The 20,038-nt window shown below is 48.3% G+C and carries 16 protein-coding genes; 2 read left to right on the top strand and 14 right to left on the bottom strand.

Features of this window, described 5'->3' with window-relative positions:
* Nucleotides 1-11: 11 nt before the first annotated feature.
* The 14 genes from ACO0K3_RS17410 to ACO0K3_RS17345 form a co-directional block, all read right to left on the bottom strand.
* On the bottom strand, nt 12-1,334 hold the full coding sequence (locus tag ACO0K3_RS17410) for an NAD(P)/FAD-dependent oxidoreductase (protein WP_422986792.1): 1,323 nt from the start codon (nt 1,332-1,334) through the stop codon (nt 12-14).
* Complete coding sequence (locus ACO0K3_RS17405) at nt 1,331-1,744, bottom strand: GtrA family protein (RefSeq protein WP_422986790.1); 414 nt, start codon at nt 1,742-1,744, stop codon at nt 1,331-1,333. The genes ACO0K3_RS17410 and ACO0K3_RS17405 overlap by 4 nt, the downstream gene beginning before the upstream one ends.
* A complete protein-coding gene (locus ACO0K3_RS17400; RefSeq protein ID WP_422986788.1) occupies nt 1,744-2,739 on the bottom strand; it encodes a glycosyltransferase family 2 protein in 996 nt (331 codons plus the stop codon). The genes ACO0K3_RS17405 and ACO0K3_RS17400 overlap by 1 nt, the downstream gene beginning before the upstream one ends.
* Nucleotides 2,732-3,412, bottom strand: coding sequence for an NAD-dependent epimerase/dehydratase family protein (locus ACO0K3_RS17395; RefSeq protein ID WP_422986786.1), 681 nt, complete (start codon nt 3,410-3,412; stop codon nt 2,732-2,734). Before ACO0K3_RS17395 ends, ACO0K3_RS17400 begins: the two co-directional genes overlap by 8 nt.
* Before the next feature lie 133 nt (nt 3,413-3,545).
* Entirely contained in the window at nt 3,546-6,683 is a 3,138-nt protein-coding gene (locus tag ACO0K3_RS17390) for a glycosyltransferase (protein ID WP_422986784.1), read from the bottom strand.
* Nucleotides 6,684-6,685: 2 nt separating this feature from the next.
* Nucleotides 6,686-7,870 (bottom strand): FkbM family methyltransferase, encoded by a 1,185-nt coding sequence (locus tag ACO0K3_RS17385; RefSeq protein WP_422986782.1) that lies wholly within the window; start codon nt 7,868-7,870, stop codon nt 6,686-6,688.
* Nucleotides 7,871-7,883: 13 nt separating this feature from the next.
* Nucleotides 7,884-8,948 carry an FkbM family methyltransferase gene (locus ACO0K3_RS17380; RefSeq protein ID WP_422986780.1) on the bottom strand — a complete coding sequence of 355 codons (1,065 nt, stop codon included), beginning with the start codon at nt 8,946-8,948 and terminating at the stop codon, nt 7,884-7,886.
* Nucleotides 8,949-8,964: 16 nt separating this feature from the next.
* Entirely contained in the window at nt 8,965-10,260 is a 1,296-nt protein-coding gene (locus ACO0K3_RS17375) for an ABC transporter ATP-binding protein (protein ID WP_422986778.1), read from the bottom strand.
* The gene (locus ACO0K3_RS17370; RefSeq protein ID WP_422986776.1) at nt 10,260-11,060 is read right to left on the bottom strand and encodes an ABC transporter permease; all 801 of its coding nucleotides are present in this window, start codon (nt 11,058-11,060) and stop codon (nt 10,260-10,262) included. The genes ACO0K3_RS17375 and ACO0K3_RS17370 overlap by 1 nt, the downstream gene beginning before the upstream one ends.
* 200 nt (nt 11,061-11,260) lie before the next feature.
* The gene (locus ACO0K3_RS17365; protein ID WP_422986774.1) at nt 11,261-12,715 is read right to left on the bottom strand and encodes a mannose-1-phosphate guanylyltransferase/mannose-6-phosphate isomerase; all 1,455 of its coding nucleotides are present in this window, start codon (nt 12,713-12,715) and stop codon (nt 11,261-11,263) included.
* Between the two features lie 295 nt (nt 12,716-13,010).
* Nucleotides 13,011-13,817 (bottom strand): Crp/Fnr family transcriptional regulator, encoded by an 807-nt coding sequence (locus ACO0K3_RS17360; protein WP_422986772.1) that lies wholly within the window; start codon nt 13,815-13,817, stop codon nt 13,011-13,013.
* Between the two features lie 11 nt (nt 13,818-13,828).
* Entirely contained in the window at nt 13,829-14,170 is a 342-nt protein-coding gene (locus ACO0K3_RS17355; RefSeq protein ID WP_422986770.1) for a VanZ family protein, read from the bottom strand.
* 81 nt (nt 14,171-14,251) lie between these two features.
* Nucleotides 14,252-15,505, bottom strand: coding sequence for a tetratricopeptide repeat protein (locus tag ACO0K3_RS17350; RefSeq protein WP_422986768.1), 1,254 nt, complete (start codon nt 15,503-15,505; stop codon nt 14,252-14,254).
* Nucleotides 15,502-17,370: a CHASE2 domain-containing protein gene (locus ACO0K3_RS17345; RefSeq protein WP_422986766.1), complete on the bottom strand. Its 1,869-nt coding sequence runs from the start codon at nt 17,368-17,370 to the stop codon at nt 15,502-15,504. Before ACO0K3_RS17345 ends, ACO0K3_RS17350 begins: the two co-directional genes overlap by 4 nt.
* A gap of 516 nt (nt 17,371-17,886) precedes the next feature.
* Between ACO0K3_RS17345 and ACO0K3_RS17340 the strand changes: the two genes are divergently transcribed.
* Together ACO0K3_RS17340 and ACO0K3_RS17335 are read left to right on the top strand one after the other, a co-directional pair.
* A complete protein-coding gene (locus ACO0K3_RS17340; RefSeq protein WP_422986764.1) occupies nt 17,887-18,048 on the top strand; it encodes a hypothetical protein in 162 nt (53 codons plus the stop codon).
* A 125-nt stretch (nt 18,049-18,173) separates the two neighbouring features.
* Nucleotides 18,174-19,514 (top strand): FecR family protein, encoded by a 1,341-nt coding sequence (locus ACO0K3_RS17335; protein WP_422986762.1) that lies wholly within the window; start codon nt 18,174-18,176, stop codon nt 19,512-19,514.
* The last annotated feature ends 524 nt before the right edge of the window (nt 19,515-20,038 follow it).

Below are 20,038 nucleotides of genomic sequence, written 5' to 3'. Positions count from 1 at the left end.
TCGTTTAGCGTTTATTTATTTTGCTGTGCCAGCATCAGATGCGCTACCGCCTTACCTTCACGTATTGCATAGTTGGTGCCGCGATCCTCAGGATAAATCTGTGCCATTGTGCTTATCCACGCATTGCTAAAGGGGGTTTCACGACCAGGTACATAGCTTGAATAGCCGCGCTCCGTGACCGGTTGTGCGTACTCCGCGCGCCAGATCCGGAAATCGCTGATCCATGAGCGATCCAGCGCAGGAAACATGCGTTGTAAATGCTCCAGAGCGAAATTCAGATACTCTTGGTCACCATAACTCCAAAGCGGATCGTCTTTAGCTAAATAGCGCGACAAGAAGACGATGTGTTTTCCGTCATAATTAGCAGGGCTATCAAAATTGGTATGTTCTATGACGCCGACAAAGGGAAAGCCGGGATCGTTCACATTCAGCCAGTAAGTATCTGAAAGGCTACGATCCAGCTCCAGCACCAGGCACGCATTCGCCAGGTATTTGACCCGGCGCATCTGAGCTAACCACTCTGGCTGTCCTATGCCTTCACAGATGTTGGCAATTACGGGGAATGCCGGAGTGAACAGAAATTGCTTTGCGTTGACTACGCCCGCATCAGTCTGCAATCCGCTGATGTGGCCTTCCTGTACGATCACATGTCTTACTGCTTCTGAGAAGCGAATTTCGCCACCAAACCGCACGATTTCATCCACCATTGCTTGTGCCAGTCTGCCGAAACCACCTTTGAAGTAGGCAAGTTGTTCACCGCCCTTGGCATCTCTGGTACTTCCGCGCAACACCAGTTTTTTCCACATCCAGACTGCATTGACTACCTCTGAAAAAACCGAAAATTTGTTTTCTATCAGAGGTTGCCAGACGATTTTATAGACGTTCTTGCCGCATAACGGTTCCAGCCATTCTCGTATCGACAAATGCTCAATGGCTTTCCAGTCCTTGACTCGACGAACCTGTAATACCAATAAGCCAAGGCGTATCCGGTCAAAGAACGACAGGGGTTTAAAGCGTAATAAATCTAGCGGCGTAGATAAGCGCCAGTGACGCCCGTTGAAGTACATGCCAGTTTTGGAGGGCATCGTCACAATTTCCCCCTCTAGGTCCAGCTCCTTGACCAATTGAGGCACATACACATCATTATCAAACCAGTGATGATAGAACTTCTCTATCTTGACGCCATCTTTGAATTCAAATGTGCCGGCCAGCCCACCCGGGGTCGTGTCGGATTCTAGTATCAGTACTCGTTGACCCTGACGCGCTAATTCGAGTGCCGCCGTAAGACCAGTGAAACCCGCGCCGACAATGGCGGTATCAAATTGCTTGTTCATAGCTTGTTCTTTTCATGAAGATCGGTCGTGACATCCGCATTATTGCCAGTTGGATTAAATGTGATTTTTCTGTTCAGGTTGAATTGCAGCACGACCACCATCGGTAAGCTAATGAGCTTGGCAATCCGTGCATCCAGATTCATCACTTGTACTAAGACCCAAAGTAATGCGGCAGAAGCTGAAAAACCGATCAGGGCAATGAGTAAGAACAACACCAGTCTTTGTAATATCTTATCCCGCATACCGAACGTAAAAATTCGGTTCAGGAAGAAACTCATCAAGGTTCCCGCCAGATATCCCATGCCATTGGCTGCCTGATACCAGGTTCCGCTGGTGACGGCGAGATAAAACACCGCATAATCAGTAGAGACGCCAATGCCACCGCAAAGACAGTACAGTAAAAATTGCATTAGGAGGCTTTCACTTGAGACTTTGTATGATCGTGGTCCGGACTGGTAGCAATCCCTACCGTTTCACCAATCACATATTGAGGACGGGAATTGAGCGTCAATAAAACCCGACCGAGATACTCGCCTAGCATTCCCAGTGCCAGTAATTGAACGCCGCCGACGATAAGGATTGTCACGATCAGTGATGACCATCCTATTGGCATACGATCCAGGGTAAATTTTTGTATGATTAACAAGAGGGCCAGCAGGAACCCCAAACCGGAAAAGCAGATACCTGCCAGCGATGTAATACGCAAAGGAACAATAGAGAAACTGGTTGCCATTTTGAGCCAGAGTGAAAGAGATTTTCTGAAGCTATAGCCAGAATCTCCCGCAAACCTGTCATGGTGGTTCACATCTACCGTACCGATGTTACGTGTCACTGACAAAATCAGACCATCGACATACACATACGGCCCCTGGTAACGAAGTATATCGTTGCGGATAGCCGCTTTCATTGCGCGAAATGGCGATAGATATAGCCCTTTTGGTTTTTGCATCAGATAACCGGCAACGAGATCGTTGATACGGCTACCGATAATTTTCCAGCTTGCATGTTGACGCTTTTTGAAGCGTGCATACACGACGTCACGGCCTTTTTTCAGTTCGTCCAGAAGTGCGGGAATATCAGAGGGAGAGTGCTGTAAATCATCATCCATCGTTACGATGATCTTGCCGCGTGTTTGTGCAAAGCCAGCCATTAAGGCATTGTGCTGTCCTGCATTCATCCGTAGTGAGATACCGCGTACCCAAGGGTAATCCGATGCTAATTTTTCGATAGCATGCCAGCTGTGATCAGGTGAGCAGTCACATACAAAAATGACTTCATAGTTGTCGCGCAAGGACTCGATTTCATTGAGCGTTGCATGTAGTCGCGCGACCAGTTCCGGCAGCACTTTTTCGCTGCCATAAACCGGAATGACGAGAGATAGTGCGACGCTTACAGGTTCATGCATAATATTTCCGGATGAGGTTGTTCACGTAAGTGTGATCAAAATAGATGCCCAGGCGGTTCGCCGCATCCATTGCTATAGTCGCCTCGATGTCATAACTGGCACCACTTTCCAGCACTTCGCACAATGCCTGGATATCCAGAGTATTTTCGAAAATCCTGACCAGATCCTGGATCGATGTGGAGAGTGGACTGGCAATGTTGATGATCTGATCGGCAGTATGCTGATGTCGCAGCAGATCAGTGGCGATACTACTGACATCCTGCACGTCAATTAAATTTCTACGGGCATGACGCCAGATCTTAAATGGCAAACGTGAGCTGATCTGCTGATACAAATAATTGGTTAATGTGTACGGATTATTTGTTCGTCCTACCACTTGCGGCAGACGGAACACTGTCATTGCTCCGGCATTCAACACTAATTGTTCCATCTCAATTTTATGCCGGACATACGGAGACTCGGTTAATTTAGGGTCATAGACGGAGCAGGTGCTGAAATAGATCGTTGTTTTGTTTTGTGCCAGCGCAGAGGTCAGTAAATCTTTTTCGCGCGCAAATGCCTCTGCATTTGTTTCCAAAGAATTAGACACACCGGATGCAAAGATCAGATGCTGCGCATCATGGGCAAAAAATGGTGCAAATGCCCGTGCCAGCAATCCGTTTCCAATAATCATATCGACAACTCAGTTGATGCAAAAATAAATGTCTTTCAGTGGCATACTTGTTGCGGGCGTCGCCGCAAAGTTGGTGCCGTATTGCCAGAGTAAATTGAGCGACAGGTCGTGATGAGATTTTTCACCTCTGGTCTTATAGTCCCACACCTGGTTGTGGCGATATTTCGTGATGCCATCCTTTGTGCAATACAGTATTCAGTAGCTGGACTGCACTTTCTTCCCAGGTCAGCCAACGCATTTCAGTTGATTGCGGAACTCGATTTTCTTTCAATAGTTGCAACCATGTCTGAATGGTATCTGCCAGCACAGTAGTTGTCAAACCGTCAAAATAATAAGCATGTTCGCCCATCACTTCTCTGAATACCGGTATCCCGCGTGCGATGATAGGGAGACCATGTTGGGCTGCTTCAATCAAAGGTAAACCAAACCCTTCGCCTTCAGATGCCGCGAGTAAACCTGAGGACCATTTGTATAGCTCCAGCAGCATTTCATCCGATGCATTTTGTAGCCAGATGAGTCGCTTGCCATTTTCCGGATGAGTTTGCAATCGTTCCGCGAGAGCATCAACCTTCCAGCCATGTTTTCCTACAATGACCAGATTGGCATCAATCCCTCGCTCCCATAATTGCTCAAATGCGTCTAGCGCATGAGTATGACCTTTACGCGGTTCCAGGGTTCCAACCATGAGCAAGCTGGGACGTATCTTAAGCAAGCCGAGCAGTAAGTCTGCGTCATCGCTTAATCCATAGCTAGGTTTGCTGGCATCAATATCAGCTCCCAGATGAAAGTAGCCGAGGCGCAATGTATCTGCCCTTGACGGGGAATGCTGGATCAGCCAGCCGGCTAATTCATCGGCAACTGCACGCGATATACACACCAGTCCGTCTGCAATATGGCTGATGGTATGAAGCCATCCTTCAAACTCTGCCTCCGTACCTTCAGGGAAAACGTCAGGACGCAGTACCGGCAATATGTCGTACACCACAAAATATAGGTGTACGCCTTTATTTTTATAGTCCTGTAGCAGGCTGCGGTTTTGTCTGACGCCGCTGATCAGTAAGTCCAGACCCAGGAATATATCGCCGTTATGTATTTCAATCGGAGCATCTTCATTGTCCGGTATTTCACATTCAAGCCAGTCTTGCAGGTAGCGTCTGGCATAACGATAAGGTGCACCACCACCTGGGCTGTATACAGGCTCAATTTTGTATGCCGCAGGAGGGGTGTTGAACAAGGCTGTGACGATACTCCGCACTACCCGCTGAATTCCGGTTTTCAGATCAGATTGCACCAGAGCCGAAATATCAATCAGCAATTGACGTCGGCCAGTGGATGGCTGATTGGCAGCAATTGCGATGGCTACTTGCGTCAGTTGGTCTTCGCTTGCGATACCTGTCTGACCGATGTTCTTGAGAAGATGGCGATATTGACGCCTGACGCTATGCTGTGACAGGTCTTCAATCGCATCGCGGTAGAGTTCACCTGCTTTTTGTGGCGAGTGGTGTGTCGCAATGTACTTGCGGGCAGCGACCGAAAGCTGTTGGCGGAGTACCGGCTTGTGCCAGATATTGAGTAAAGTTGTGCTTAGCTGCTCGATAGAAAACTGATCGTCAATTTTCAATAACACCTCATCCGGTAACTCTGCGGTTGAGCCATGCGCGTTGACGATAGTCGGCAAGCCATGTAATAAGCAGTCGAGTACCGAGGCCGAGGTTTCTCCCCGGGTTTGCGTCCGCAGTTGTACGGCAGTATTCGCGGCAATCAGATACTGGCAATACTCTTCATGAGATACAAAACCTGTGATTCTGACGCTATGACCCGCAGGATGCGCAGCGATTTTATCGGTAATCTGCTGACCATAAATACCGGCATCATTTTCACCGACAAAGATTAACTGGCAATGCGGATCAAGTGCTAGCGGCGAGTTTAGCCAGGCATCCAGCAGTTGCTCATTGCACTTAGTCATGCCCATCAGGCCAAACGAACAAACGATAAAGTCAGTCTCTTTTAATTGCAAAAGACCACGTGCGCTTGTACGGTCAAGATCATGATTGTAATGACCTCGCAACAGGGGGATCGTACGCCAGTTAGCAGCACTCTCTTTACCATACCATTGTTCAGCTAATAGCTTGGGATAGTGCGAGTGAACAATCATTCCTGTTGCGTGATCGAGTACACCTTTATTGCACGGGTATTTCCATATTGATTCGGTAACGCCTATTTTTTTTTGATCCATGACGGCATTTAAGCCATGTGAATATTGCAGCGCCTTACCAAACGCATTATTCATATAAGCGCTATGGTCGAGATAATCGAGCACATTTGCCAGGAAAAAATCATGTAGTACTACAATGCCCGGATGACGTTCGAGCAAACGAAACATATGCTTGTGTGCTGGTGAATTACCAATCTGGTAAAGCACATGATCAAATTCTTCAGCATGTGATTCAAACCACTCGACACTACGTACAGGGAACGCACCCGCTGACCATACTTCGCTTACCACAGGCTGGTCGAGAATGAGTTCTACATCATAGTAGCGGGCTAATTCTGGTATCAATTCAGCACTATAATCGGCTATCCCCGATCGCTCAGGTGGCAAGGGTGAGATGAAAGCAAGCCTTGAACGCCGATGCTGTATAGCGTCCTGCGACTTACGACTCGCTATATCAAGCAGTACAGACAGTATTGTGGCAGGATTACTTTCATCAACGATCAGCGGCGCGGTATCCGGGAGTACTGCGATACTCTTACGTGCTAATTCAGATGTCGTCAGTATCCCTGCAGCACGTTGTAAATTCGACTGCCGTTCTGCGGTTGTTGCATCGTCCTTTGCCATCATAGGAATAATGGCATTCCCTACCAAAAAAACAGTTTGATATGTATCGAAATCTGGCACGACAGTACGTATCACATGAGGATCAATTGCTTCGATGATATGCGGTGCAAACACGATATCAGGGTTCAAACTGGCTAGAAAACCCGCCCGCACTTGTTCCGCAATTTTTTGATTCCAATCGTTGAGTATAAATGCCGTGTCGCCGGAATTTTCCATGCACGGCATCTGAAAGCTAACGATATGATCAATGCTGACGATACCTTCGAAGGCTGTACGAATATGAGTGATTGAATCTGAAAAATACATATTCAAGACCACCCACACCTCATGCTCATTAGCCAGGTGTGCCACCGATTTAGCAACCTGCAGGGTTTGGTCTGTGACTGCAGAAAACCCACTTTGAGCTGCTTGTAAATCAATAACGATACGCATAATTATTTACTGGTTGACATAAGCTGATGTAAATCATCCAGTGTTTTACGAGCAGATACCGTCATCGTATTCATTGCTGGAATATCTTCTGTGGTTGCCGCCAGGGTTACTGGTATTTCCCGCGGAATCGAATATTCTTCAATATTCTCAATTTTTCCAGCGGTAGTATTGCTTGCACGAATCGATGTTAATTTCTGTATATACCAGCGTAAGGGTTTAGTCAGCTTCCAGGAGCGACTTGCATACAATACCGATAGCTGATGTTCTAAATCCTTTGCATGTGCCACAGTCTCCTGAATAGCTAATTTTTCTTCCAATATGTAAGCTTGAAATTCTTGTTCCTTCAATTTCAAAGCCTTGCGTTCCTCCACAAAGTAAGCAAGAGCCTCAAATGACTGTAGTTTAATTTTGTTTGCACTGTCCAGCGCTTCGCGCATCATGCGGTCGGCTTCAATGACTCTTTGATTCGCCGCGTTCGTATTTGCCCAGGCACGATCCAGATGTGTAGAAATGAAATCGTCGAACACATTCGCCTGTACGGAGAGAATGTCACGCAGTTCTATGTGCTCAATAGCGACATAATAACGATTTAAGCCATCGAAATAAGCAAAGTGGTAGTCATGCGCAATAATCAAATGTTCCCAGGTTTCATGATTTGTCACCCGGCTGTTTGGCATCGTTGCTTCGACAACTAAGATCCATGGGCGCCACTTTCTGAGATCTGCGCCGCGTAATACTTCTCCTTCAAAACCCTCAACATCGATTTTAAGAAAATGAATCTCTTGGGTCGCAGCATTCTCTGCACAAATCTGGCTCAATGTACGTTGTGGAACCTTGAGTTCGATGACATCGAAGCCATCTGCCTTGTGTGCACTTGCGACCGTCTCGTCGTTAGATGCCCAGCCATTGACTGCCGGAACATCAAACAGCGTAATTTCCGCTTCAGTTGCGCCCGCAGCGATTGCAAGATTAATATCGCGTGGCCTTTGCTCCTGAAACGCGAGCTGAAACTTGGGGAGCGGTTCTATATTGATGCCGCTCCATCCTGCGTCGTAGAACGCTTTAGTAACGGAGTGTTCTACCGGATCGTTCGCGCCAACATCGATATAAAAACCGTTCTTGATATGGCCAAGTGCGCGCCATAGCAACACATCTTCAAAATTCTGAGAGTAAGAAATAAAAGTCATAATCTTGCCTGGCCTAACGAAGATTGCCGCTGAACGCGGATGTCAATGCCGTACCGGATTGCGCGTCAAAATGGGCAGTGAGAAATTCTGCAAATGAGGACTTACCATATACGAGCTGTGCGATGACTGCCTGTGCCAGCAGATCGCGTGATGCAGGCAGCAGTTCACTGCGTTTGAAGAAAATCGCGTCCCCCCAACCGAGTCTGTCACGGGACGTTTGATGTGAGTCGCTATGGTAGGGATAGTGGCAGGTAGAACTAAAATCGACAAAATAAAATCCCTGTTCGCGGAGTAATGTTTCCACATCAGTGAACAGTGCCTGCCCTTGATAAATTTCGGCAAAAGATACTTCACAATGTACAACATTCGTTCGGCTCAGAGTGGCAGTCGCATGTTTCAATGCCTCAAGCTCAAACCCCTGGATATCCAGTTTTAAAAAATCGACCCGGGCTACCTCTGCCAGAACCTGATCCAATGTACTAGTTGCTACTTGCTCAGTCTGGACTGTGGCGAGATGACTCAGATCAACCAGATCTTTAATCAGGATTGTATTCAGCGGTAACAGAGAAGAGGTCGCATCATAGTTATTGATATGAAACGTATGATTACCGCCATCACCAATAAATGTGGGAAACAGAGTGACTCTGCTGTCAGGATTGCGTTGTTTGCTCTCCGCGATCTTATCCTCTAGCGGCTCGAAGCCGATAGTCTGGTACGGCAAACCATGATTGGCAATCGCCGCGTATACATGTTGTTCGCCCTCCAGCTCTTGCGCACCGACATCGACGATTGTCAGAGGCTCCTGCTCAAGCAATGGCGATGCCAGAGATGCCAGCGTTGTGCAAATTGTTTTTTGTTGCGATTGCAATTGCAGATTTTTTTTAAATTCGTCACTCTCTGCGATGGCATTCAAGATACTGCCTGGATTGCCATGATCTGTGATTGCCTGCGTCCAGTAACCTAGTGCTGCCGGTTCCGGATCGCGTCCCAGCAAGCCGCGATAAATGCTCCGTACCAGGGCTTCATTCCGGAACAGTAAAGTCAAATCAGGTGCGTCTTGCATGGCTAATGGTTTCATCGGTTCAAATCTTATTTCAATATTTTTCAAAGCTGAGTTGCGGCTGTAAATTAGTCAAGCCCGCCCACGTGATCGCTGCAGGATTGGGTAATACGATAAAAGCACTAACCTCATGCAGATACGTAATCACTTCTTTAAATGCACCTTCGCCGTAGCCGCCGTTCGCCAGACCGATAGTAATGGTGTACTCATCAGGAAACAGGCTAAGCGCAAACGAAAATTGCACGGATAGGATCGTATTAGCCTCAGCCTTTCCCAGAGTTTCATGCATACAGTAAGTATTGGTTTCGAACAGAACTACGCCATAACGGTTGCGTATCTTAAACCCTGCATGAGGATCATCAAGAGCTTGTCGGATCCTGAAATCAATACGCAGACTAACGAGTTCGTCCGCGAGCATGCTGTATTGGATACTGCCATCCTGCTGTACAAAGTTCACTGCAACGCAATCCGCCCGTTCGGTTGTAATGCTGCCGGCTTTCCCTTCCAGTGCAGGTGCGTCGGTCAAGAGTGTTTCGTGTTTGATGCGTTGCTGCTGTTCATGGCCTGCATTGACCTGCAGAGGTGTTTTTGCCTGATCCAGGCGGCTTAGCAATTCAGCCTGGTATAAATCAATCGCTTCTTTGGGCGCGCCATCAAATGCCAGTCCGCCTTCTCTTATAAAAATGCAGCGAGTGCAGGTATTCAATACCGTACCGGTGCTATGCGATACAAATAGCAGGGTGGTTCCCGCCTTAGTGAACTGAGTGATGCGTTCAAAGCATTTTTGCTGGAAGAAGACGTCACCGACTGCCAGTGCCTCATCGACAATCAAAATATCAGGCCGAATACAGGTCGCTACGCTAAAGGCAAGACGCATCTGCATACCGCTGGAGTACACTCTCACTGGCGAGTCAATATAGTCACCAATTTCTGCAAATGCCTCAATCTGCGGCATCAACTGACGGATGTCCTCCATCGACAGACCCATCAGCTGGCCCGCCATCAGAACATTGTCGCGTCCGCTGACGTCAGGATGAAAACCCATACCCAGTTCCAGCAAGGCTGCGACTCTGCCATTGCTCTGCACGGTTCCCGTGGTTGCCTGTGTGGTACCTGTAATCAGTTTGAGCAGCGTACTTTTACCTGCACCATTGATACCGATAATGCCAACCGCCTCACCGGCAGCAATATGAAAATTGATGTCCTTCAATACCCATTTCAAGCGATGTTGCACACCGAGAAATGGCAGTACCCACTCGGCCAGACGAGACCAACGGGTCGCATATTGTTTATAGGCTTTGCCCAGATTATTAACGTTGATGCTGCCCATCAGAGTTCATCCACCATTTCACCGACGCGCTTACGGAATAGCTGCATGCCGAGTACGCAGAACAGGAGACTCAGTACCAGTGTTGGTAGCAGACTTTGCCAAGAGGGGAGCTGTGCATTAACCAGAATAGTTTGATATGCCGCTGTCATTTGTGCCATCGGGTTATATATCAGCATTGCCCGGATCGGAGCTGGCAATATGCTAGACGGATAAACAATTGGGGTAAGCCAGAACCAGAATTGAATAAAAATACTGAAGAATTGACCGACATCCCGGAAGAAGACGTTCAGCACACCGATAATCATTGCCAGACCGATGGCAAATACTACCTGCAACAACAATACAGGCAATACAGCTAAAAATACCCATCCGGGAAAATTACCCGATAAGACTAAAAAGCCAGTGAACAACCCAAAAATAATCGAAAAATTCAAACAGGCATTCAACACAACAATGAGGGGTAAGCAGATCCGCGGGAAATTAATTTTTTTAATTAAATTCGCATTATCCAGAAACATGGTTTGTCCGCGCGCGACGATCTCAGCAAACAGACCCCATGTCAGAATCCCTGCGCAAAGGTAGATGCTATAGGCAAACGCCGTATCTACACCGGGCAACCTGCTGTGCATGACTTGAGCGAAGATCACGGTATACACCAGAATCATCGCCAACGGGTTCAGCACAGTCCAAGCGGCACCTAAAATAGCGTTACCATATTTAGCCTGGAATTCGCGTTTGACGCTACCCAGAATAAAGCCGCGATATGCCCACAAGCCGCGTAACATAGCGACCGGAATCATGCCCTTGAGCCCTTATATCGCGGTTGAAAACAGAAGTGGAATGTCATGTCAGAGCTGGGAGAAAATGCAAAAAGTTATAGTAGCTTCCGCCTTGAAATGGAAGCGACCATTATATGTCAGCCATACCAGCCAAAAATGCTGATACGACCCTGTCCGTGAATAAGTAAGGCTCAAGCGCAGTGCGCCATGCAGCCCATTATTTACCCTGCCACTCGTCCGTAAATATCATCGAAGCGGACAATATCATCTTCGCCCAGATAGGCACCGGACTGTACCTCGATCAATTCCAGATCAACCGTGCCATGATTTTCCAGTCTGTGCTTTACACCCAGCGGAATATAGGTCGATTGATTTGCTACCAGCGTCATCGTCTCCTCGCCACGAGTTACCAGCGCGGTACCACTCACGACAATCCAATGTTCCGCGCGGTGATGATGCATCTGCATCGACAAGCGGCCACCAGGTGTCACCACGATACGCTTCACCTGAAAATGTTCACCGCTGTCGATAGAATCATAATGACCCCATGGACGATAAACCTTACGATGATTATCGGTTTGCGGGTAATTGCCCTCTTTCATGCGATTGACAATCCGTTTGATATTCTGCGTATTGTGCTTATTTGTCACGAGGATCGCATCAGGGGTTTCAATCACAATCGCATCATCGAGACCCAGGCACGTAACCAGGCGGCTATCGGATATCACCAGACAATTGCGCGAATCTTCCATCATCACTTCACCATGGACCGAATTGCCTTGAGCGTCCTTATCCGACACTTGCCAGACCGCGTCCCAGGCGCCGACATCAGACCAGCCCGCATCGAAGGGCACCACACATCCCGGGATACCTAAATCCGGTGATGCCGGTAGTTTCTCCATGACGGCATAATCGATCGAATCCGACGGGCATGACAGAAATAACTCTTTATCGACACGCACAAAATCACAATCCACTTTTGCTTCCTGCATAGAGCGTTTGCACGCGTCATACATTGCCGGATTGAGGTGGGCAATAGCTTTCAGCCATACGCTCGCACGCAGCATAAAGATACCGCTGTTCCAGAGATAATTACCTTCTTGCAGATATTGCTGTGCTGTTTCTAATGCGGGCTTTTCAACAAAAGCGCGTAAGCTTCTAGCGTCAGAACCTGGCAAAGCATCACCGACCTGTATATAGCCGTAGCCCGTCTCCGGACGGTTTGGCACGATGCCGAACGTGACCATCGCCCCTGCGATCGCCTGTGGTAAACCGCTTTGTATTGCCGCATGAAACTCAGGCACATCGGCAATCACATGATCTGCCGGCATAATCAGTAACACCGCATCGGCATCATTCTTCGCTGCTTCAATTGCTGCCAGCGTCAATGCCGGAGCGGTATTGCGACCAGCTGGTTCCAGCAGCAAGGTCGGTTTGGCAAAGCCGATAGCGCGCAATTGTTCTGCGGTGATAAATCGATACTCCTCATTGCACACCACGATCATGGTGTGCGCCACCGCGAGTTCGCCGTCGAAGTCCCGTATGCGTGTCGCAGTAGCTTGCAGCATGGTTTCTTCACCGATCAGGGCAAGTAGCTGCTTCGGATGTTTTTCACGTGACAAGGGCCACAAACGAGTGCCAGAGCCACCCGATAAAATCACTGGTTGGAGTACCATCAAATTCTTTCAAAATCGGTATAAAAAATGTTTGCTACCTCATGCCGGACGCGTTTCCAGAATCCGGTTAGCCGTTCGTTCTTACAGTTCGTTCTGATACGCACTCTCATACTATGAGGTTCGCAGCAGGAGACGCAGACCGTAATTCTCAAGCACATCCGGCTTAGTCGCAATAGTTTTGTAAAAATACTATCAATTTGAATGCCGCGCGGCAAGATTACTTACAAATAGAAATGAATTTTTATATTTTCCAGCTTAATTAGAGGCGATAGGAATGATTAATCAATGACAGATATCAGTTCCCTAGAGCCAATTTCTGCAATTCTTCCGGTTTGCGGATGATCAGCCGGTGCAGATCTTTTTCAACGATTCCTTGTTGTGCCAAATGCAGCAGGGCACGTGTCACCGTCTCACGGCTGGTATTGATCATCATTGCAATATCCTGATGGGTCGGCAGGTTTTCTACAATCTCCAGATTGCCTGGTACCAGTTTCTTCGATAACTCAATAAATGCGTAAATTCTTCGTGAGGTATTGTTGATACTCAGCAAGGCACGGAATTCAGAGTCGCGCTGGATTTTGCCTGCAAGATGTCGCAAGATCATATTCGCCACATTCGGTGAGTGTGCGAACAAATGTAAGGCCGTTGCACTCGGTAAAAAAGCCACCAGTACATTGCTCAGAGCAACCACTGAGGCAGAGCGGGTAGAGCCGTTAATAATCGCAATTTCACCGAAAAAATCACCCTCATTCAGCATTCGCAAGCCAATTGCCCTACCGTCCTCTGTCACGTCGACGACCTGTAACTGACCTGAGAGCAAAAATAGCAAACTGTCGCCCAGCCCCCCTTTTTGCAGCACAACGTCACGGCGATTGAATTGTTTGACGCGCAAATCCGTCTTGACCCTTTGCATTTCCTCTTCAGTCAGGTTCGCAAACAGAGGGATCTTCCTCAGATGCACGGTGATCTGATTGACCTTGAGCTGCACCTTGGTCTGTATCTGTATCTTGACCTGAATTTGTTCAGGCGTGTTGATCACTGCCGTAGTCTCTGCGGCAGCAGCTTTATCAGTAACAACAGCGATATTATTTGAGGCAGTCATTAACGAAAAATTTACCCGACGTGATCTACAAAACTATAAAAAAACAATAATGACGCAATTGTCCCCACACCTGCCGTATTGGCCGCCATATCCCGCCAGCAGAATTGTCTTCCCGGTACCCAATGCTGGAGAATTTCAATCAACAACCCGGCAAGCAGCAATCCGGCAAACCAATAAACCAGTTCCTCATTACTATGGACTACCAGCCGCGCCAACACCGACAATCCGGCAAACGCGATAAAGTGCATCCACTTATCGTTGCGTATAGGCGGCAACCAGCTTGCAGGCACCAGGCAGCCTACGCAGATCACAGCAGATGCAAAAACAAATAACGCAATTTCGGGAAACATCATCAATTCACAAAAAATTACAAAGTAATAACGACTATCGTATGTCTTAAATCTTTCTTAAATTTCTTCAAAAAAGGTCACGCCCTAAAAACCTTGCCACAGCCAGCTAGCTTGCAACACCTTACTGTTGTACTCAAACAGAGAGATATTTTCACGATTTTTGACCTGGCGAACCTCAAATAGCACACTGTGATTCTCCCTAACCGGAAAACTCAATGCCGCTCTGATCGTTTGCGTGCGTTGATTTCTTGCGACATCAATCAGACCGGGTGAATAGACCTGCTCGCTTTGCCAGCGCTGAAAAGTCCATCCAAGCTCACCAAATACCTGATCGTTGATTTTGCCCCTGCCTTGCAAGCTCGCAAGCTCGCCTGAACGGTGTCCGCCAATCCTGTTACTGTTAGCACGGTCAGACAAATACGCAATACTCGCTTGTGCCCGGTAAGCATTTTTTTGATAGCTGAACAGGCTGCGTAATTCCCACGTATTCGCGTCATAACCAAGCAAGGTCGGATATTGAGTCCGTGTCACACCGCCGATAAGACTCCATTGCATAGAGTCAGGTAATTTAATTGGCGGCACCACGCGGGTTTGCAATAGCTGCTGTGTCTGATACAGGTGAGAATCCAGCGTTAATCCTCCCAGCATCGCCATCTGACTCACGTTCCAGTTCCCTAGTTTCCATGGGTGCTCAACCCCGACACCAATTGCCAGCGTATTGAATTGCGATAAATCGTCGTATTTTCTAACCCGCAATTGCGCAAAACCGATGGTGCTACCCGGTGTTAATTCGCGCAAATAGTCTGCCGATATCGTACTGAATGTATCTTTTTTTGGTAAATATTCGGGAAGCAATTGCAAGTCAATATGGTTAGCACCGCTACCCAATCCAAAATTGGGGTTGCTCGCCCCTTGATTCACATTGCTATCGATGCCCCGTTCCAGCAATATCGAGAATCGGCTATTCGCACGAGGACTCTGACAACCCTGAGCACGATGCTTTGCAATCACCTCAAGAATCGCTGGTGCCGGAGCAAATCGGGTGACGATATCCGCGAATAAGTTTTCTGCCTCTTTCGCATTACCCAATTCGCATTGGATAATCGCCAGATCTAATAATGCACCGGCATGCTGCGGCTCAATGGTGATGAGCTTGCTTAAAATATCTTTCGCATCCTGACTGCGATGCTCGTGGATAGCGCGCAGCGCGTCGAGATACAAGTCTTCGCTCGATCCCGGATCTGCGTGTGCCATCGTGCACACACACACGCTGAACGCCAGAGCAAGGACTCGTCCTGCCAGCGTTGCCCATGGGCGGATTCTAAAGGCGCTGATCACTGGTTCAGCTCCAGCGTAAATAACTTGCTCGGATGTTCCCTGCCTTTTAATATCCGTTCCCCTAAAAACTTAAACTGATGGCGTGTTGCACACGTCACCGTACCTTGCCCGATGATGATGTCATAAGGAAAATCCCGCGCCACATCCTCCAGACGCGATGCCACGTTCACGCTATCGCCGACGGCAGTATAAATACTGCGGAACGATGTCCCAAAATCGCCTGCCATCGCAATACCGCTCTCGACGCCGATGCGCGCTCTGATGGGCGACAACCCTGCGCGTTTACGTTGCATATTGAATGAACGTAAATTCATCATGATTTGAATCCCGGCGTCCAGCGCAAGATCTGCATGATTATCGACTGGTAACGGCGCGCCCCAAAAAGCGACCAGGCCATCGCCCGTATATTTGTCCAGAGTCCCGCCCATCGCCAGCACCGGACCTGTCAGACATTCCAAAAAATCCCTCGTCAGTCTGGCCGCATCCTGAACCGGCAAGCTTGCTACATGGCTGGTATAAGCCTCCATATCCGCAATCAATGTTGTCACATGCAATTGACGGGGTGCCAGCGGATCTTTTAAATCACTGCGCAACAACTCATCGACCACCGCTTTTGCAACGTACTGCTGTAGGGTTCCCAACAGACGTTGTGATTTACCTTGCGATACCTGCCAGCCATACGGAACGGCAATCGTCAGCAAAAATAGATTCGACAGCAAAGGCCCGGTCGGCGCAAAAAAATCATCGTGCGGATGAATAACATAAGCACACATCACCCAGATAACCGACGCCCCGGCCAATATCGCAATATTGCTCAAGGCCGACAAACGTGGAAAGGTATACATCGCCACCATCGCCACAGCGATTGAAAATAGCAGCGCCAGCCACCGACCTTGCCAGGCCTGTGGTGCAATGCCCTCCTGCGTATCCAGCAGGTCAGACAAGGCAGATGTATGCACCAGAAAACCGCTGGTTGACGGTGACAACGGCGTACTGACACGATCAGATAGATTCAGTGATGACGAACCCAATATGACCAGCTTCCCTTTCAGAAATTCTGCAGGTGCAGTTAAGTGCAATATGTCTGACGCTTTAATAATCGTAAAAGCAGAAAGGCTATGCCGGTAAGGAACCCGGACAAATCCACTCTTATTCACTTTGGCACCAGACATTCCGGCTTGCGACAGCGCACTGCTTCCCCTCGCTATTGCACAACAATCGAATAAGGCACGTGACAGTGTTGGATAGACACGTCCTTCAAATAACGTCTGCGGTGGCAGGTGCCGCAGCACACCGTCAGCATCGGGTACAAAGCCAATATTACCCACTGATTTTGCGCTGCTCAGCCCGGCATGATTACCGATATACCCGCTGGCTCTGGCTGCCAGACTTAACGGTATCGCTGCCTCGCCGCCCATTAGCTTACCAATCCGCAGAGGCGCATGGTCGTAATCAAATACCTGTGCCATTACCACCGGACCATGCTGCGCCAGCATCGCCAGCCGCATATCGCCCTCAGCATCCGCCGGCTCAGAAAAAAACAAATCCAGCGCAACTCCCCGCACGCCATAAGTACCGACAAGATGCTCAATCAGATCTGCTATACGCGCCCTTGGCCAAGGCCATGGACCAATGGCAGCCAGACTGGTCTCATCAATATCCACCATCGTAATGCGAGTTTCAGGAGCATCGCTGGTATGCGCCACGATGTAGCGGTCACGCAACCATTCATCGCCGGGGTAGACGCTCACCGGCAGCGTCGCCCACTCTGCCGCAACCGTAATACACACAGCACAAATTCCGATCAGCCACCACACGGTAGCAGCAGAAATCGACATCAGGCGGGATCGCAATGAACGCATCATTGTCAAAACCCAGCGAGTCTGGCTACGCACATGCGCAACTGCTTGAGTGAAAAAATAGCGATAAGATGCAAAATGCAGAGTTCCGGTCTGATGTGATGATAAATGTTGGCAATCTTGACGTGATCTGCCAGGTCTTTCTTTATGCGACTCGTATGACAATCAACGCGCCACAAGTTTCGTACGCAGGCAATTCATCCTTAAAAAAATCCAGCTAATATCGAGCGAATAATGACTAGCATGACTAGCAGTTTCTCTCAGGATAAATTAATTAGTAAATAAACAAATATTTTACAGGCAACAGTAAGGTATGTCCAAAGTCAATAAGCACCTGAAAATTCTGTAGGAATTCCGTGCTATATTACGACAAAATCGCCAAAAATGTGACGTGCATCACATAAACATTTGCATTAAAGAGGATAATTCGGTAAATAAGCGTTCTCTTGTGCAAAAAATTGGCAAGCCTGCGAGCAAAACTTAGGTAGGTCTCAGGCGACAGCTCTGAGTCGGCGACACAACGTGCCGCCACCCAAGGCAGTCGCAGCGAATGCGGATAAAGAAGCAGAATCAAACCTCTTCCCCCGCGAGCGGGAGAAGAGGGCAAGACATAGCCAGAACCTGAGTGCGGGTGTTCTGCAATATAGCGGTGAAGTACTAGGAACGAAGCAGCAAACTAATTAAAGCAGTAAACCAAAGCAATAAACCAAAGCAACAAATCAAAGCAACAAATCAAAGCAACAAATCAAAGCAACAACCAGGCAGTAAATCTGTAACACCAGCAAGTCATGCAATACAAAGGAAGCGCCATGAAACGCCATATCACTACTCTGATTCACTCGATTATCCTGCTCGCAGCAACTGCCGCAGCATCTGCCTATGCCGATGATGCAGGACGTATTGTATTTGTCTCGGGTAAGGCAGAGCTCGGTGGTCAGCCCGTTGCGCTCAACAGCACGGTTAGCGAAGGTGCCGAGCTCAGTACCGGAGCCGATGGCTATCTCTACCTCAAAACAGTTGATAACGGCTTCTTCATCCTGCGTCCGAACAGTCGCGCCCGTATTGTTGCCTACCACATCGATGCCAAAGACCCTGCCAATACCCGCATCAAGTTAGAACTCGTCAACGGCGTTGCGCGCAGTATCTCGGGCGATGCAGTCAAACAGGCGCGTCAAAATTTTCGCTTTAATACACCCGTAGCAGCAATAGGCGTACGCGGTACGGACTTCACCGTCTACACCACCCAGGACACATCGCGTGTTGCCGTGATCTCCGGCGGTATTGTTGTCAGCGGTTTTGTCTCTGGTTGCGCCCCTCAGGGCAATGGCCCATGCGAAGGTAGTGCCAGCGCCGAACTCTTCGCGCGTCAACAAGGACAACTGCTGCAAATCACCAAAGGTCAGGTCAAGCCCCAGCTGCTCCAGAGCAATGGCGCAGCTCCCGACATTATCGCGCCACCGCGTCCAGACGAGCCTAACGGTAAAAACGCCAGTGCCACCGGCCCTGCTCCGGCAGTGCCAGGCGCGAATGAACTGAATCTCGACCCCAAAAAAGGGGATGAACTCAAACAGGCAATTACCAGCGCAAACAACACATCACCCGTCGTGACGCCCCCAGTGGTGGTGCCACCTGTTGTCCCGCCGGTTGTCAATCAGATTATCTGGGGACGCTGGACCGAAGTCCTTGGGCAGCCTGCCAAGCTGGATTTTGTTAAATTGAGCGGAGAAGCCAAAACCATCGCCATTGTTGATAATTTCGCCCTGTTCCAGGTCAAAGGCACAGAATGGCAGATCCCCAACACCGGCAGCATGGGCTTTGCCCTCAAAGATAGCGAAGCCTACGTCAAAGACGAGGCAAAAGGCGTCATGAGCGCCGCCCAAGTCCAGAACGCCAGCCTCAATGTCAATTTTGCCAAAGCAACTTTCGTCACCAATTTTGATTTGCAGACCAACATCGGCACCTACAAACTCAATAGCAACGGCAGCGTTGATAGTAAAGGGCAATTCAGCAACGATAACATCTTCACGTCGAACGCCTCGGTACAAGGCGTGCTGACCTCCGAAAACGGTGGCTCAGCCGCCTACCTGTTCCGCGCCAGACTGGACGATACGCATCTTGCTACGGGTGCAACACTGTGGGCGAAGAAATAATTCGTCATACAATTAGTCAACTAATCAACCAGTTGAAACTAGCTACTACCTAGCCCAAAACGGATGCCGCATTGAGCGGCATCATCAATATCCACTCTTTTTATTAAGATCTTTGACGCTGCGTCCGGATACTTATTCATCAGAGGTCCAGCTAATTATTTGATAAATCCCCTCATATCTCCTAATGTAGACTATTCGCTAATAGATGTTTTGAGCTTATTTTGAACTTATAGCGAATTTACTTACCCAAATGCAAAAATAGAGTTAGCAATCTCCTAAAGCCTATCCAATTTCGATAGCTTCTTTTGGTATACTAAAGTTAACAGTGGATTGGATGACACAGAGGGAGGATGGTCGTAATGCATTCTTACAAAATCTTCGTCAATATTATTGTTTATGTGATGCATGTCACATAAAGTTGTAAGGTCTTCTGCCATCATCCGCTACGCTGTGATGCAGACTACAAGTAGTAATGCTGCAAATTAACTTAACTCTGAAATTTTTTAGGAGCTTTAAATGGGTAT

The organism is Undibacterium sp. Rencai35W (genome assembly GCF_049340185.1).
GTDB lineage: Bacteria > Pseudomonadota > Gammaproteobacteria > Burkholderiales > Burkholderiaceae_D > Undibacterium.
Note: the sequence above shows the minus strand (reverse complement) of the source record. Positions and strands in the feature narration are given on the sequence as shown.